The organism is Paenibacillus agaridevorans (assembly GCF_018604145.1).
In the GTDB taxonomy this organism is placed as follows: Bacteria; Bacillota; Bacilli; order Paenibacillales; family Paenibacillaceae; genus Pristimantibacillus; species Pristimantibacillus agaridevorans.
In genome coordinates this window covers 4129159-4146570 of the sequence record NZ_CP075889.1, presented here as the reverse complement: position 1 = coordinate 4146570, position 17412 = coordinate 4129159, and the positions used below count along the sequence as shown (strand labels likewise).

Annotated in this window: 7 protein-coding genes; 5 read left to right on the top strand and 2 right to left on the bottom strand. The window is 54.7% G+C overall.

The features are described from left to right. Positions 1-69: 69 nt before the first annotated feature. Both KJW29_RS17370 and KJW29_RS17365 read left to right on the top strand, forming a co-directional pair. Positions 70-9144, top strand: coding sequence for an S-layer homology domain-containing protein (locus KJW29_RS17370; RefSeq protein ID WP_214630722.1), 9075 nt, complete (start codon positions 70-72; stop codon positions 9142-9144). 86 nt (positions 9145-9230) lie between these two features. Next, a complete protein-coding gene (locus tag KJW29_RS17365) occupies positions 9231-9908 on the top strand; it encodes a S1 family peptidase (RefSeq protein ID WP_214630721.1) in 678 nt (225 codons plus the stop codon). Positions 9909-9935: 27 nt separating this feature from the next. Here the strand turns inward: KJW29_RS17365 and KJW29_RS17360 are convergent, their stop codons facing one another. Continuing rightward, the gene (locus tag KJW29_RS17360; RefSeq protein ID WP_214630720.1) at positions 9936-10253 is read right to left on the bottom strand and encodes a thioredoxin family protein; all 318 of its coding nucleotides are present in this window, start codon (positions 10251-10253) and stop codon (positions 9936-9938) included. Between the two features lie 398 nt (positions 10254-10651). On the opposite strand from KJW29_RS17360, the gene KJW29_RS17355 reads away from it, so the two are divergent. Further along, positions 10652-11443: a TerC family protein gene (locus KJW29_RS17355; protein ID WP_214630719.1), complete on the top strand. Its 792-nt coding sequence runs from the start codon at positions 10652-10654 to the stop codon at positions 11441-11443. A 37-nt stretch (positions 11444-11480) separates the two neighbouring features. After that, positions 11481-12074: a thymidine kinase gene (locus KJW29_RS17350; protein WP_214630718.1), complete on the top strand. Its 594-nt coding sequence runs from the start codon at positions 11481-11483 to the stop codon at positions 12072-12074. Between the two features lie 168 nt (positions 12075-12242). Here KJW29_RS17350 and KJW29_RS17345 read toward each other — a convergent pair whose 3' ends face one another. Beyond that, the gene (locus tag KJW29_RS17345; protein ID WP_214630717.1) at positions 12243-13514 is read right to left on the bottom strand and encodes a carboxylate--amine ligase; all 1272 of its coding nucleotides are present in this window, start codon (positions 13512-13514) and stop codon (positions 12243-12245) included. A gap of 228 nt (positions 13515-13742) precedes the next feature. Between KJW29_RS17345 and KJW29_RS17340 the strand changes: the two genes are divergently transcribed. Further along, a complete protein-coding gene (locus KJW29_RS17340; RefSeq protein WP_214630716.1) occupies positions 13743-17411 on the top strand; it encodes a discoidin domain-containing protein in 3669 nt (1222 codons plus the stop codon). The last annotated feature ends 1 nt before the right edge of the window (position 17412 follow it).

The following is a 17412-nucleotide window of genomic DNA, read 5'->3' as shown; positions in this document are numbered from 1 at the left end:
GCAGGGCACCTGATGGGGCCCTGCCAATGCCATTCTTGCATGAAGTTATTCTGTTAAGGCGGTGTATGAATGAAGGGGAAGAGCAAGACGACGATCCGCTTGACTCTGGTTGGCGCGTTGGCAGCGGCAATGCTGGGCGTATGGATGCTAGCGGCTGGCGCAAGCGGCACGAAATGGACGGATTACGCGCAGACGGACTGGTACGATTCGTATCCGAACAACGACACGTATACGATTGACTCCGCGGAGAAGCTGGCAGGCATAGCCAAGCTGGTCAACGCGGGGAGCGTTAACGGCTTTGAAGGGAAAATACTGCAGATCGCGGCAAATATCGATTTGTCGGCGCATGATTGGGTGCCTATCGGCACGGAGAACAATCCGTTCCGCGGTACATTGTTCACGCCTGTTGGACAAGACTTCACCGTGTCGGGCATGAACGTTCTCGGCGGCATGACGTATGCCGGATTGGTTGGCAACGCGGCAAACGCGACAATCGGCGGCTTTTCAATCGACGGGGCGAGTTCCTCGATTGATGTAACGGCTGCCGGAGATGCCATCTATGCCGGATCCGTCGTGGGCAAGATTATCGGCCTGGGCACGGTCTACGACATGGAAAGCGGCGTGCCGATCACGGTAACCGCTTCGGGCAAAGACGTCTATGCTGGCGGCATTGCCGGATATGCGGAAGGCACGGTATCCAGATCCGTGTATTCGGGATCGCTTGAAGCAACCGCTCAAGACGCGGCTGCCGGCGGGATCGTCGGTTATGGCGGCCCGCAAGGGGTTACCGTCCTCCGGGTTACGAATAACAGCAACGTGACGGTTGAGAAGGCCGGGCTTGACGGAGACATGGCTGCCGGCGGCATCGTCGGCCATTCGGCCGGTTTCTTGCAAATGGAACAGGATGAAACTCCGATTCTGAATACGGGCGCTGTAACGGTACGGAACGGACATTGGAGTTACGCGGGCGGCATCGTCGGCAAGACGGACGGTATCGCTACATTCTCTTTGTCTACGACGAACAATGGCGCCGTGCTGCTCGACGCACCTGATGCAATCGAGTCGGCGGCAGGTGGATTGGTTGGTGCGATGTTGGGAGAGACGGGAGAGCACCCCGTCCGGTTGAACTTCGCGAATAGCGGAAGCGTGACGAATAACGGCGGATCGAACGTATATACGGGCGGTATCGCGGGATATCTCAATACGACGCTTGTCTTCACGAATGATACCTCGTCTTCGGTTGCGATAGTCGCAACGGGAAGCGAAGAAGTGCATACGGGAGGACTTGTCGGCCATGCTGAGAAACAAGTGCAGTGGACGACAGGCGCGAGAAATAGCGGAACGATTAACGTAACGCCTAAAGTTTCGGCAGGCATGCTAAACGAAGTTTACACCGGAGGTCTCGTCGGCTTCTCGAGAGACCGGATTCTGCTGGAGAGCGTTGTGCTTGGCGTGTACGGAAACAGCGGAGCCGTCACGGTAGAAGGAAATACGGGCTTGTACACGGGAGGCATCGCGGGCAACCGGACATTCGCCGGCATAGGCGCAGGCAACGTGAGCAGTACCGGCGATATTATCGTCAATGGCGATAGCCGGATTCATACCGGCGGTTACGTCGGTACGCTATCTGCCGATGCCGCGGATCACGGCATGGCGGGCTTGACGTTCGGCAGCGACATCTACGTAACGGCAACGACTTCGACCGAAAGCGATTATGTTGCGACCGGCGGCATTGTAGGCTATTACGCAAAGCCGGCAGGGAGCTTGGCGGAGCTTGCATCGTTAACGTTTAACGGTGTATTGGAAGCAAGTGGCGGCGGAGCATACACTTACTCCGGCGGCATCGCGGGTTACGCCGGTTATGGTCTGTTTAAGAATGCATCGGCAGGAAAATCCGCAGAGGAATATGCCACCATCGTTTCCGACGGGAAGCTTGGCGGCGTTGCGGGTTACCTGAACGGCGAGCTGGATGGAGCGAATATCGCTTATTTGGATATGACGCTTCTAACGGCTAGCGGCGTTGCAGGCGGCGTAGCGGCGCAAGCGCAAGGTCTCGTGAATAATGCCGTTGTCGGCGATGAAATGGCCAGCATCGACAATACGGTTATTATTGGAGCCGATGCGGTCGCAGGCAACGAGCTTGCATTCACCGCGGGAGGCGTCATTGGCGTCAACACCGATTCCTTGACGATTACAGGCTCATCGGCAGCCCGATTGGCATTGTTAAATGAGACGGGACGCAGCGGCTATATGCTTGGCGGCATTGCGGGACAACTGACGGATACGGCTATCGCTGGTACGATCGAGTCCCCGGTATCGGTGGAGTCGCTTACTGTAGCGGCAGAAGCCTCTCATGTCGTTATCGGCGGAGCGATCGGCCGCAGCGATTCATCGTCAGTCGTTGTTGAAACGACGGATATAACAGTCGATGCATCAGGCGACAGCAATGTTGCAGGCGGCGTTATCGGCTGGAACGAGGGTGCTCAGGCAGCGGAGTCTACGAAGATTGACGGTCTTCGTACAACAATTACGGCACTCGGCGAGGATATTTCGGCTGGCGGAATTGTAGGACGAAATGACGCTACGATCGTAAACGCAACGGCAACCGACGGCAGTATTGCTCTGAAAGGAGCTTCGAACCGAGGCGGCGGTATAGCGGCTTCTCATCATGGGACTCTAGCGAACGTAACCTCTGTAAACATGGCACTGGTGGCCGATGCGGAAGGGGCGATCATCGGCGGTATCGCCGGCGTTTCGGAACCGCTTGATGAAGAAGCGACGGATCCCGTTATTGAAAATGCTACATCTTTATCGTTGGAAGCAATTCTCCTGACGGCTAACGCGGCGAACGTTCGCATGGGGGGAATCGCGGGCGTAGCCAATGATACTACGATTACCAATCCCGTAACGAAAGCGGAAAATTCCGATTACGTTATCCTGACGATCAATGCGCCTGACATATACGCGGGCGGTATTGCCGGACAATCGGAAGGCGGCAGCATCGAGGGGATTGGCGGATTGGACAATCTGAATCTTCAACAGTTGTTTGTGACGACAACGACGAATGCCGGCAACGCGCTCGTAGGCGGCGTAATGGGCCACGGCGTCCATACGGCAATCGACTCCATCTATGGTTCGGTCATCAATATCAGCATTAATGGTTCGCAGAACAAAGTTGGCGGCATCGCCGGTTACTATGAGGGTACGGGCACGGCCGTCATTAAAGACAGCTATTTGGAGACGCTGGGCATCCGCGGTCTGGCAGCGGCGTATGAAGCCGTGCTTGGTGGAGCGATAGGCGTCAACGATACCAGATCGATCGATGCAGGCGCCGATCCGGCATCTACGCCAAGCACGATTCAGAATACGAGGCTGATTGGCAATGTCAATAACGCAAGCTCTCCGCTGATCGATAGCCGCGGTCCGAATGCGGTCGTAGGCGGGCTTGTAGGCGTGAACGGCAGCCTGGTAGCGAATAACAGCGTTATCGACAAGAGCGTGCTTCTCTCCAGGGGCGATGGCAGCATCGTTGGCGGTCATACGGGTGTCAATATCGAAGCGGGCACATTGTACTACACGTATGCCAACGCGAATCTCTCCGTTCAGGGGCAGAATATTACGGCTGGTGGTCTTGTAGGTTTGAATGAAGGTGCCATTTTATCTTCTTACATCGACATCGACGTGACGTCGCAAGCTACAGGTACCTCGTCCAAGGCGGTCGCAGTCGGCGGTCTGGTCGGCGTGAATGAAGGCCGCATCGCCAAGTCGTACAGCGTGTCCAACGTGACCGCCGGCGGCGACTATAGCCTTGTAGGAGGGCTTGTTGGCGAACAGCTCGGCGGCTCGATCCGTCATTCCTATTCCGGCGGGCGAGTTCTGGCCAGCAAGACGGGAAGCTTGGCAGGCGGTTTCGCAGGCCGAATCGTAGCGGGCGAAATTGCCGAAAGTTATTCCGCGGTTAGCGTGGAAGCCACGGCAAGCGCCGAAGGCGGAGGTTTCGCGGGACGGTATGACAATACCAGCACGAACCTGATTTATAAGACGTATTACCTGAAGGATGACGCGGCAGGCATTAATAAAGATTTGCCCGACTTCGCAGAGGGCAATATTCGTTGGCTGAACGTACCGGCTCGTCTAAGCACGTTGCTGGAAGAAACGCTACGCGATCGTACGGCCTTTCCGGCACTATCCGGATGGATATTCGCCGATGCGGGCAACGAGGAAACTGCAGTATGGCGCTATGGTTCCGTGAACGCAAGATACTTGTACCCTGAGCTGATTCGCAAGGCGAACAGCGGCGGAGGCACGACTCCGGGCGTTAACGCCAGTTTGAACTGGTACACTCGCAATCCGGATGCGATCACGTTCGAGATTCGCAGCGAAGCAGAACTGGCGGGCTTGGCGCAGCTTGTTAACGGAACGGTATTGGGACGAGAGCGCGAGGATTTCGCTGGAAAAACCATTCGCGTTGTTAATCCGATTCATATTCAATCGGAGAACTGGACTTCCGTGGGTGCAAGCGAAACGACTCCGTTCGAGGGAACATTCGACGGTGGCGGACATTTGATTGACGGGCTTTCCGTAGAACCGGGACAGGATATGAGCGGCTTGTTCGGAGTCATCGGCGAGTCGGGCGTACTGGATCATGTCGTCCTTGAGCCTCGCACGATTATTGGCAACGGGTATACAGGAACTGTAGCCGCAATCAACCATGGTTCTTTGTCCAACATCAAAGTAGAATTAACGGAAGAGACGACATTAACGGGACAGTCGGTTGGCGGCCTGGCGGGACGCAATACAGGTTCGGTTGAAGACATTGCCCTTCATTTCCCAACCGGAGCGATTATTGAAGCCGTCGGAACGGAAGCCGCTGGCGGCGCTTTATTCGGCGACAACAGCAGCGACCTGATACCGTCAGACTGGACAGAGCTTGTCCTGCTTGGAACGGTTCGGAGTTCAGCTAACGGAGCGGTGATCGGCGGACATGTCGGTCGTCAATCGGCAGGCAATGTAGCCGACTTTGACATCATACTTCAAAATGAAATATCGGCTAGCGGCATTGGCGGCATTGCGGGAGGATTTATCGGTCAATACGTAGCTGGCGAGTTGACGGATATTAAATTCAGACTGCAAGAAGGCACCATCAAGTCGATCGGCGCGAATTCTATTGCCGGCGGCATCGTGGGTGCGTCGGATGGCGGCAACACGGTGAAACGTCTGGCATTCTCGGCGGACGAGACTGCAGCGCCTGTCATCGGAGGAACGGTCGGTGCCGTAATAGGAGCGAAGGAAGGACAAGCAGCGGATCAGTACGATGTCGAATCTCTCAAAGCGAACGGCGTATCCTTGACAACGCCGGAAGGAGCGGCGGAAGGTGCCGTCGGTGGACTTTTCGGCTCCATTACGAATGCTGCGGCTTTTGATCTTTCATTTGAAGGCAACCTGACGGCTCGAAGCGTTCAAGCCAATATCGGCGGCATTGCCGGCGAAGGCCTGGACAGCCTGTTGCGAGAGGCCAGCGTACAGCCGGTTTTTGCTTTCACGGCGAGCGGCGGACAGTCTGCAATCGGAGGCATCGCAGGCGAGATGCTGGCGACCGATCGCGATCGATACTTTGAATTAGGTTCGAAACTGCCTTATTACGTAGGCATCTATGAAGCGGTCGTTCCTGCCATAGAGATCAAAGCCAGCGGTATTGGCAATACAGCCGAGATTGCGACCGGCGGTATCGTCGGAAAATCGAGCGCCTCGATTTACTTCAGCGAAACCGACGCATCCGTATCGGTTAACGGCGCAAAATTGGCCGCGCTTGGCGGCATTGCAGGCATAAGCAACGGCATTATCGTATCTGCGGATACGCATGGCGGAGCATATGCTACCGAAAACACGATTAATTATGTTGGCGGAGCAGTAGGTCTTGCCTCTGGCGGCTCTATCCATTATACGTTTGTGACATCCGAGCAGGATGCGAAGATCGAAGTTTCGAAGCCGGTTACAAGGCTCCCCGAGCTTCCAGCCGCGCATGTCGGCGGCTTCGTAGGCGAAGCAAGCGGTACGGACATGAGTCATGTCAGCACGAATATGGCCGTTGGAGCAACAAGCGCAAACCAAGAGGATTCTGTTCAAGTCGGCGGTTTCGCGGGCGTGCTTGGATACAACCCGGCATTGCCTGAAGCGCAGCTAGAATGGGCTTATGCGACGGGCAGCGTAACTTCCAACATTAAAACAACCGCGCTTGCTGGCGGATTTGCGGGTTCAATCAATCGTTATGACGTATCTCAAGCTTATGCTTCCGGCAACGTAAGCAATACCGGTTTCGATACGCGTACGGGCGGGTTTGCCGGTGCCATTGAGCGCGGGGCAAGGGTAGAGAAAGGTTATGCCGTCCAAACAACACTCTCCGCAACTGGCGTTAATCATGCGACTCGCGCGTATATCGGCGGATTTGCCGGCTATAACGACGGGGAACTCGACACCGTATATGCGCATGCGGAATCAATTTCGCTTGCCGCGGCAGGAGCAAGCGCCTATAGGGGCGCGCTCTTAGGCTACCAATATCGCGGAGGCAGCATCGAGGAGTCGAGCCATGCGGCGGCCATCCCGGCAATCGGCCACAACCTCGGCAGCTTGTCCGGTCTTGCGAACGAGAACAAGCTCGCGGAGCTACGGCTTGACGATTGGCAATTGCGTACGGATACGACATTGTTAATGAGTGCTTCAGAAGACCCTTATTTCATTCTGAACCCTTACCAATTGTTCACGGCAGTGCTGCTGGCGAATGATTCGACGGGCTTGGACTTCTATCGATTGTACAACCGTGCAGCTACGGAGACGCCTGATTCCGATATTCTGCTTGGAGCGGACATCGATTTGACGGGAATGATTTGGACGCCTTTCGAGGATTTCCGTGAAGCGTTCGATGGAGACGGGCATACCATTACCGGCGTGAGTTTGAAAGGTCAAAGCGGTCCGCAGGGCTTCGCGACAGTCAACTACGGTCGGATTGCTAACCTGCAATTCGTTAACGCCGAGTTCTCTTCCGGATCGGCGAACACGGATGCAGTCGGCACTGTGGCAGGCGTCAATGAACTCGGCGGAGAAATCGAAAACACTAACGTTTCGGGTACGGTTAACGGGGGAGTCGTTGGCGGAATCGCGGGAATCAATAAGGGTTCCATCGCGGTAGCTTCATCGACGGGAACCGTGAGCGGAGTAACGGCTGGCGGTATTGCCGGCGATCATGCTGCATCCGGCCAGCTCGAGAATGTATTCTCCTATGCCAAGGTAACGGCGGTAGATGCCGGTGAGGCTGCTGCCGGAGGTATTGCTGGAATCAGCGGAGGAAGCATCTCCAATGCCTTCTTTTCGGGTAATATTGCAGCTTCCGGCAGTGCCTTGACAAGAGCCGGCGGTATCGTCGGACATGCTGTTGGCGGCAGCATCTCAGATGTTGTAAACGCGGCGGAAGCCTTGGCTGGAACCAATGGCAAGATTGCTCGCAACCAGACCTTCTTTGGAGGTATCGCAGGTCAGAAAGAAGATGCAGCTACGATTCAGGACGGATTCTACAACCGTCAGATGTTGAAGACGGACACCGCATTCTACGACGGAACGGGCAAGCGCGTTGCGGGTGGAAGCACGGTAGGGGCATTGGGCATGAACGGTGCTGCGCTATCGACCAATGCTTTGCCTAATGGTCTTGCGTCCGCTGATTGGAAAGCAGCGGCTGGCTATTATCCGCAGTTGCAAGCATTCGCTGACAGTACTCGTTCCCGTGTAAGCGCGGTTGCAATCGCGTTGCCAGACGGAATGACAATTTACGGAGCCATAGGCCAGTTCTCGCTAACGCGAATTTCCGATATTCCTTGGAGCGCGACAGGTGCGAGTCTTACGGCTTCCGGAGCAACTATGGCGGGCAGAGTGACCGCGCCTAGCGGCGACGTTGTCTTGAGCGTTGCGGCAGTGGGACAACCAAAACGCGAAGTATTGATTCGTCGCACGGCTCTTCTGTTTGAGGAGACAGCCGCCGCTCCAGCCTTCAACCAACCCGATGGGCAGTTCGAAGGTACGCTCGTTGTCGGGCTGACAACGACAGAACCGGATGGAATTATCTATTACACGGTCAACGGAACCGAACCGGTGCCGGGCAAAGAAGGAACGAAAGTATATGAAGTTCCATTGGAGCTTAAGGCTACGACAACGGTGAGGGCGATCACTTTTGCGGACGACAAGGAATTAAGCGCGACGTCGACGGGCAAATGGACTCTCAAAGCCGTCTTTGGCGGAGGCGGAGTACCGATGCTGCCACCTGCTCCCGTGGAGCCGAAGATGACGATAGGCGATCGCGATATCCCGCTTGACGGCAAAGAACCTGTACAAGCTGCCGTAAATAGCATCGTGAAGCTGTCCGTTCCGGATGATGCCATCGTGTACTACACGACGGACGGCACGGCACCTACGAAGAATAGTTCTGTCTATACGGGCGAAATTTGGGTAACGGGCGACATGACGATTAAGTTCATGACGAGCAAAGACGACACCGTATATAGCGTTCGCTACACTACGAAGCCGGCTGACTACGAAGTGAAGAAGAATGCGTCCGAGATTCGTTACATGGCGGGCAAAGGAACCTCATTCCGTCCAAACGAAGCCATTACTCGCCAGGAATTAATTACGGCGCTGGCGCTGTTAATCGACTTTGAGGCAACGCCGATCGCCTCCACATTCGGGGACGTAACCGGGAAGAACGCAAGCGCGGTAGCGAAGTTTGCTTCGGCAGGAATCGTTCAAGGTTATCCGGATGGCACATTCCAAGGGGAGAAAGGCTTAACGAGAGCGGAGTTCGTTGTCATGCTCTCCAGAATCTTGGGATTGGATATCGGGAAGGGTGGCAAGTCGCCATTCTCAGATACGGAGAAACATTGGTCGGGGGATTATGTGAGAGTCTTCGTGGAGGCTGGTTACGTGAATGGTTATCCAGACGGAACGTTCCGTCCTGACAGACTCTTATCGCGCGCCGAGGCTATCGTGCTGCTGAACAATATTTTGCATACGGCCACTAAAGCCAATGCGTCGATTCGATTCCATGACGTGCCTGAAGATCATTGGGCTTACGATGAAATCATGGGAGCGGCGAAGCGCTAACAGATTGAGACGAGGTTACAAGTTGGCTCCCGGTCGCTATGAAGGCCGGGGGCCATCTCGATGAAAAGGAGAAGGGGGAATCGCCGATGAACCGAAAGATGAGTATCTGGTGGATGCTTCTAATCGCAGTTACTTTGGTCGGTCTGACAACCTATATGAATCAAACAGAGGCGCTTGAAACGGAACCGTTGATTGCGAAAGAAGTTTATCGTGAAGCCCAGAATGCCGTATTCTATCTGAGGAACGTGACGGAATCGGGAACTCTGCGATCGGTTGGCACCGGCTTTCTCCTATCGGGGAACGGAAAGGCGGCTACCGCTTACCATGTCGTGCAGGGGGCGGCGTCGCTTGAAGCAACGCTAGCGGACGGTACCGTCGTGAAGAACGTCAAGGTAATGTCCTACGACGAACAAACGGATACAGCCGTGCTTCAACTTCCATTACCCAAGCTTGCCGCAGGTAAATCATACGTGTCTCTTCCGCTCCGCGAGGAGCCCGTAATGCATGGCGAACGAATATTCGCCATCGGTTATCCGCTTAAGAACACGCCGATCATTACGGAAGGCATCGTTAATGCGCCTACCGCTGACATTAATAGCCGCGAGCGCATTTTGATCTCTGCCCAAATCGCCAGCGGCATGTCGGGAGGACCGGTTATCGACGAGAACGGACAACTTGCGGGCATAGTGTCAGGATCGCTTCGAACAATGACAGGCATCCATCTCGTCGCGAGTACGAAGCAGTTATCAGATATTATGAACTAAAGCATAATATTGTATCTAGGCGCTCGGCTAATTGGACGATTTCATAAGCGAATACAAATAGTCCACCGAACGCATAGCATATTCTTTTGATATAACCTTCCCGTTTTTCAGCAAAACAAGACAAGGAACGCTTTCGATCTGCCAGTCGTCGCGCAACCGGGGTGTGAAGTTAATATTCGTTTTGTACAGAGGATAGTCACTCCCGGCCGCCTCGACGATTTCAAGCATCCGCTCGGCGACTTTGCAGGTGCCGCATAGCGGCGTTGTAAAGAGGACGGCAGTTCTGCCTACTTGTGCAGCGGCCAGTTGCTTCAATTGATGTTCGTCTAATTCCTGTAGCGGCATGTCGGGCACTCCTTCGCATGATTTGTTTTCGTTTCTAATCATAGCAGCAGTTTTCGATTGGCTGCAAAAAAAAATGAGAAAACTTCTACCGGAGCTTCTTGAAATCATATTTTTTTATTGTGGTAAAAAAATATTGAAACCATTTGAATCTGCTCGCCGTATGTATCCCTGTGCAACACGGAAACGGATGATCACCCTTCAAAGGGGAGTAGCTGCAACAGTAAAGTCGTCATTACGAGAAGCTTGCTTCTCCGGCTTTATTGGCAATGCCGACAGGGTATTGTTAGCGAGACCTTTGCCATCAAACGCGTAAAATCTATCGCGTTGAGAGGCAAAGGTCTTTTTTTCGTGTAAGAGGTACTACGGAAGGAAATATTAAAAATGTGGAGGGTATGGAAATGGAATTAGGATTATTGTTGGAGTATGGTTGGGTGCTGCTTGTACTAGTGGCGCTGGAAGGATTGCTCGCTGCGGATAACGCGCTCGTGCTTGCGATTATGGTTAAGCATCTGCCCGACGAGCAGCGGAAACGCGCATTGTTTTACGGACTCGCCGGCGCATTCGTATTCCGATTCTTGTCGTTATTTGTTATCTCATTCCTCGTCGACGTATGGCAAGTGCAAGCGATCGGCGCTCTGTATCTTCTCTTTATCGCGCTTAATCACATCTTCCGGAAAGTGGTTGTCAAGAAGGGTGAAGTTGCTGCCGACAAGTCGGCCGGCAAGGAGAAAAAGCAAAGCGGCTTCTGGATGACCGTCTTCAAGGTTGAAGTGGCGGATATCGCATTCGCGATCGATTCTATCCTGGCGGCAGTTGCTCTTGCGGTTGCGCTCCCGGCATCGGGATTGCCGAAGTTCGGCGGCATGGATGGCGGACACTTCATTGTTATCTTTTTGGGCGGCTTCATCGGATTAATTATTATGCGTTTCGCTGCAACCTTGTTTGTCAAGCTGCTGGAGAGCAGACCAGGCCTCGAGATCGCTGCTTTCTGTATCGTCGGCTGGGTGGGCGTCAAGCTGGCTGTTCATACGTTGGCGCATCCTTCGCTGCATGTCATTCCGCATGATTTTGCCGAATCGACGGGCTGGAAGCTGACGTTCTATGCCGTGCTTGTAGCTATTGCGCTCTGCGGTTGGTTCCTGTCGGGCAGCAAGCAGGAGAAAGACAAGAAGCAGGTAGAAGCGGTATAATAAAATCCACGAGTCAGATGGTGGAGGAGATCGCAGGTTGGCACAGCTTTATTACAAATACGGCACGATGAACAGCGGCAAGTCGTTCGAAATTATAAAGGTAGCCCATAATTACGAGGAGCAAGGCAAACAAGTCTTAATCTATTCACCGACAATCGGCGCCAGAGGGAATTGCGACCGAGTGGGTTCCCGCGTCGGGTTCGAGCGCGAAGCGATTGCGGTAGACGAAGATACGAACATGTTCGAGAACGTTAAGGCTCAGCTCGAGTCGAAGGGCCGAATCTATTGCGTGCTGATCGACGAGGCGCAGTTCCTGAAGAGGCATCACGTACTGGAACTGACGCGCGTAGTCGATGAGCTCAATATTCCCGTGATGGCGTTCGGCCTGAAAAATGACTTCCAGAACCAGTTGTTCGAAGGCAGCTATAATTTATTGGTGCAAGCAGACAAGATCGAAGAAATCAAGACGATTTGCTGGTACTGCGACCGTAAAGCGACGATGGTCATCCGCTTCCGCGACGGCCAGCCAGTCCATTCGGGAGAGCAGATTCAAATCGGCGGCAATGAGGATTATAAACCCGTTTGTCGCAAGTGTTACAACAAAGCTTTTCAATCGTCAGGAAAAGAATGAATCTTGTTTCTACAATATTGGACAAGCTTGAATGAGGCCGCTCCCGCAGAGCGGCTTCTTGTTGCAACTGAAACATCCATTAAAAAAGAAGCTTCCAGCCACGAGATGTGGTTTGGAAGCTTCTTTGTCCTTTATGCGGCTTAAGAAGCTGTTCTTGCGAGACTGATCTTAAGAGTGTAGACGCTGCTTGTCACTCACCGCATTTGCCTGCTTCTTATCGAAGTAGTAATGTTTGAAGTTTTTGACGTGGCTGTAGTAGTAACGGGATATCCGAATAATCCGTTTCAGGTTCAGGTCTTTTTTGTACCAGATAGAGTAAAGCACCTTCTTTTCCTTGTACAGCCCCTTTATTTCGGCCGCCAAGGCCGGCTCCGTAACGTATTTGCGCAGTACCGTTCTAGGGACATTGGTCCAAAGGCCGGTCCCGTTGCCGTAGACGCAATCCGTGTTTTTGCCATAGACGACTTGGTCGATCATAGCGGTGATCATGTTGAGTCCGGCCGCACGAACGAAGAAGCTGCTTCTCCCCAGCCGAGGGTTGATTTCGAACAGCATATATTTGCCCGTACGGTTGTCGAATTTCATATCGATGTTGGAATAGCCGACATAACCGATGTTTTCGAGGAACTCCTTGATTTTGCGATAAATAGCCATGTCGGAGCGCGAAATGATCGCGGCGTAATTGCCGAGCGTTTTCGGCGCGTATTCCTCCAGCACGGGCTGGCCCAAGCACATCATCTTGACGACGCCATCGTTGTTGGAGAAGCTGTTAATGACGCGCATCGAGCTGTCTTCGCCGGGAATAAATTCCTGGATGATCAGCTTGCCCCTATAATCGGATTTGTTCATGCTGCGTACCATTGTAAAATATTCGTCCTTCGACTTGAAGAAAAACACTTTTTTCTTGCCTTCGAACTGGCTGTGCAAATAGTCGTAGGCGTTGCTGTTCTCGGGCTTGACGATGATCGGGAACTGGAAATCCATATGCTCCAGCGCTTTCTCCCGCTCATGAGGCTCGCAGACGATCGTTTTCGGATAATCCAGACCGTACTGCTCGCATAGCTTATAGAACTTGTCCTTCGTATCCAACGTGTCTAGCAGCTCGTGCGAGATGAAGCGGTTGGCGATCAGCCCTTTAAATTTGTCGTAATGACGCGACAGCATGCCGGCATAATAGTCGGAGCACGGGATGACGATCAGCTTGCGGCCCTTGGAAGCTTGTCCCTCCAAAACCGACAGCAGAGCGCCAGGGAATATGTCGTCACGGTCGAAATCGTCGATGCGAACGAGATCGAACAATTTGCTGTTCATGGTCGGGATAAGCAGGCGGCTGCACAGCAGCAGCGGTTTGATTCCGTATGCTTCGTGGATCAGTCTGACATTTCCGTATGCGTTCTCGTCGCTTCCAAGTATGATAGGCAAAAAATCGTTGTTATTCATATGGTCTCCTTGTTGAGTAGGCTCTATAATGCAGTATGATCTCAATCTACAGTCTAATACTTTCAATTGCCAAACTACAACTCTATTTTTTGCCTGACCTCCATCAATATAGTGCAATGAGGCAGGTTAACAGAATCGAATGAGCGGATCCAGCGGTTGCAGTATACTATTGTTGGAAAATGAAAGCGTTATCATCGTTACAATCATTCAAAAGGGAGATGGTTGAAGATGGGGAACACGAGGATTCGGGCTGCACTCAAGCCTCACGCGGTGAGGCTGCTGATTCTGGCTTTGCTGGCGCAGGCCGCGCTGTTCGCGGGACCGGGGCTGCAACTGGCGGAAGCGGCGATCGGTCCGGCCGATTTCTTGAAGACGGACGGGAGGTTTATTAAAAACAATAGCGGCAATGGAGACATCGTGACGTTGCGCGGCACAAATGTCGGGGGCTGGCTTGCGCAAGAGGATTGGATGTCGCCTCTGGGCGAGTTCGCCGCCGACCGGACAGGCTGGACCGCGACGGCTTCGGCGAACGGCGGTAACGCAGGCAATGCGATTGACGGAAGCAGCACGTCCTATTGGGATACGGGAGCGAACCAAGCCAGCGGTCAATGGCTGCAGATCAATCTCGGAGCGCCGACGTTTTTCAATCGTCTCTATGTGGACGCGGGCGGAAGACCTGAAGATTACCCGCGCGGTTATACGATTGAAGCGTCGAACGACGGGACGACTTGGCGCAACATCGCCAGCGGCGCATCCGTAAGCGCGAATACGGTTGTTCGCACGATTCCACAGGTGGCGCATTACGTTCGAATCAGCCAGACGGGCACGGCTTCGAACTGGTGGTCCGTGGCGGAATTTAATCTGTTCAGCGATCCCGTGCTGAACAATGGTCCGTTTACTGCAACCGCATTCGCCTCCGGGTCCGGAAGCACCGCCGCGGCGGGTGTCGACGGCGACGTGAACACGAGATGGACAAGCGGCGCCGCGCAGATGCCGGGCCAGACGTATACGATCAATCTCGGCGGGAACCGCGAAGTCAGCCGCGTGCTGATCGACGCTGGAGCGGCATCGGCAGGCGATTACGCGCTGGGGTACGAGGTATGGGGACTGACGGACGGCGTCTGGACCAAATACGCCAGCGGCATCGGCACGTCCCGGTTCATTCATGCCGAGTTCTGGTGGTCGTATTGGATGACGGAGATCCGGATCGTGCAGACGGGCACCAGCTCGAGCTGGTGGTCGATCGCGGACGTATCCGTGTTCTCCGGCGGCAGTCTGGAGCGTTCGGGCTGGACGCTGAGCGCCTCCTCCAGCGGGTCCGGCGCTTCTCCGGGCAACGTGAGGGACGGCAACGCGGGCACGGTGTGGAACACGGGCGCGGCGCAAGCTCCCGGTCAATGGTTCCAGATCGATCTCGGAGCTAAAATCACTTTTAATCAAATCGTGCTCGATAACGCCAAAAATTCCGGGCAGGAGCAAGATTACCCCAGAGGCTTCACCGTGCAAGTATCGCAGAACGGCAGCTCCTGGACCACCGTTGCCACAGGGCAAGGTCTGCGCAAGGCGACGCCTATTAACTTCCCGGCGGTCGGCGCCAGATACATTCGCATCAATCAGACGGGCAGCGCCGGCAATTGGTGGTCGATCGGCGAGCTCAACGTCAGCTTGAACAACGACGACTACTCGCTGTATTCCACCTTGGGGCAGCGGTTCGGCTCGTCGACGAGAGAGAGCATCTACACGACGCATCAAAACACGTGGATCGTGGAGAGCGATATCGACAATATCAAAAGCATGGGCATGAATCTCATCCGGGTGCCGATCGCCTGGTTCGAAATCGTCGATGAAAGCGGGGCGGTCAAGCCCGGCGCATGGACCAACATCGACTGGATCGTCGCCGAAGCGGCGGAGAGAGACATGTACGTCCTGCTTGATCTGCACACGGTGCCGGGAGGCGGCTGTCCGTGGGGAAGCTGCGGCCGCGTCGGTCCTAATCCCAACGCGTTCTGGACGACGCCCGCCTATCAGGACACGGTCGTCGATATTTGGAAAGCGATCGCGGCAAGGTACGTCGGCAATCCGGCGATTGCAGGCTATGATCTCATCAACGAGCCGCTGATCGATTACGCGGAGGATGGCGACGACGTCGCCCAAAAAAGCGCGTATTACGACCGGTTGTACGATGCCGTCCGCGCCATCGATCCCGATCATACGATCTACCTCGCGGCGTTCTTCAATTGGAGCAGCATTGCCGCGCCTGGCGTATATGGCTGGGAGAACGTCGTGTACGAGGTGCATCCTTACGATATGCCGAACGGCAAGGACGCGGATGCGCAAAATGCGCTCGTCGAGACGACGGTGGCGCAGGTGGGAGCGATTCAGAACGATCCCAACTGGAATATCCCGATTCTGCTCGGCGAATATTCGCTGTACCATAACGACGACGTATGGGCCAAGTTTATGTCGGGCCTGAACGCGCTGGAAATTTCATGGACGAACTGGTCCTACAAAGTCCGGCAGGATCATTATCAAGGGGCGGGCGGCTACTGGGGCTTCTACAATTCGAACAGCAATCCGCTTCCCATTATCAACAGCGACAATTCCGCGACGATCGCGGCTAAGCTCGGCCAATTCGGCACGTCGCAGTTCGCGCCGAATACGAGATTTATTAACGTCGTGAGCCGGTTCGCGGCCGGTCAGCCATGGATGGCTACGGTGCCGATCGACAAAAGCGGCTGGACGGCGACGGCTTCCTCGACGGAAGCGGGAGGTTCGCCGGGCAACGCCCTGGATTGGAACGCTTCGACGCGTTGGAGCAGCGGAACGCCGCAAGCAAACGGACAGTGGTTCCAGGTGAATATGGGCGCACGCAAGGCGTTCGATCAAATCTCGTTCGAGACGGGCACGGGGAGCAAATGGGATTATCCGCGAGGCTATCAGGTGCAGATTTCGAACGACGGCAGCAATTGGACGACGGTCGCGAGCGGCCAAGGCTTCGGCTGGAAGCAGGCTATCGTGCTAGGTCCGCAATATGCCCAATATGTCCGGGTCGTCCAGACGGGAAGCGCGCATGAATGGTGGTCGATCTCGGAATTCCATGTGTACTCGGAGCCGGCGCTGGACAGAAGCGGCTGGACCGCCAGCGCATCGTCGACGGGAGCGGGCGATTCCGCAGGCGGAGCCCTCGACGGCAGCCTCACGACGAGATGGAGCACCGGCGCTAACCAGGCAAGCGGACAATATTACGCGGTCGACATGGGCAAGACGCAGACTTTCAACCGGCTGCTTCTGGAGACGGGCGCTTCCTTCAGCGATTATCCGCGAGGTTATCAGATCCAAGTGTCGAATGATGGATCAAGCTGGTCGACGATTGCCTCCGGCAGCAATATGAACGCGAACTTGCTTCTGCAATTCCCTGTTCAGACGGCTCGTCATATCCGTGTTGTGCAGACGGGCACGGCAGCGAATTGGTGGGGAATCGCGGATCTGCAAGTATACGGAGAGAAGGAACTGTCGCGGACAGGCTGGACGGCATCGGCTTCGCATACGCAAGCGGGAAGCAGCGCGGGCAACGTCCTTGACGCGAGCACATCGACGAGATGGAGCGGCGGAGTGGCGCAGGGAAGCGGCCAGACGCTCCAAGTGGATATGGGGGCGAATCGCTGGTTCAATCACATCATTATGGATTCTGGAGCCAGCACGAGCGACTATGCCAGAAGTTATGTCGTCGAAGTATCCTCGAATGGTTCCAACTGGAGAACGGTAGCAAGCGGAGAGGGCGTATCCGCGACGATTGCGGCGAACTTCCCGATTACGGAAGCCCGTTATATTCGGGTAACTCTTAAGGAAGCTTCTCCGAGCTGGTGGTCCATTAGCGATTTCCGCGTGTTCGAGTAGG

Excerpts from the sequence above, each read along its gene's own strand:
- KJW29_RS17340 (WP_214630716.1), top strand. The coding sequence starts at position 13,743 with ATGGGGAACACGAGGATTCGGGCTGCACTCAAGCCTCACGCGGTGAGG.
- KJW29_RS17345 (WP_214630717.1), bottom strand. The coding sequence starts at position 13,514 with ATGAATAACAACGATTTTTTGCCTATCATACTTGGAAGCGACGAGAAC.
- KJW29_RS17360 (WP_214630720.1), bottom strand. The coding sequence starts at position 10,253 with ATGCCGCTACAGGAATTAGACGAACATCAATTGAAGCAACTGGCCGCT.
- KJW29_RS17355 (WP_214630719.1), top strand. The coding sequence starts at position 10,652 with ATGGAATTAGGATTATTGTTGGAGTATGGTTGGGTGCTGCTTGTACTA.
- KJW29_RS17370 (WP_214630722.1), top strand. The coding sequence starts at position 70 with ATGAAGGGGAAGAGCAAGACGACGATCCGCTTGACTCTGGTTGGCGCG.
- KJW29_RS17365 (WP_214630721.1), top strand. The coding sequence starts at position 9,231 with ATGAACCGAAAGATGAGTATCTGGTGGATGCTTCTAATCGCAGTTACT.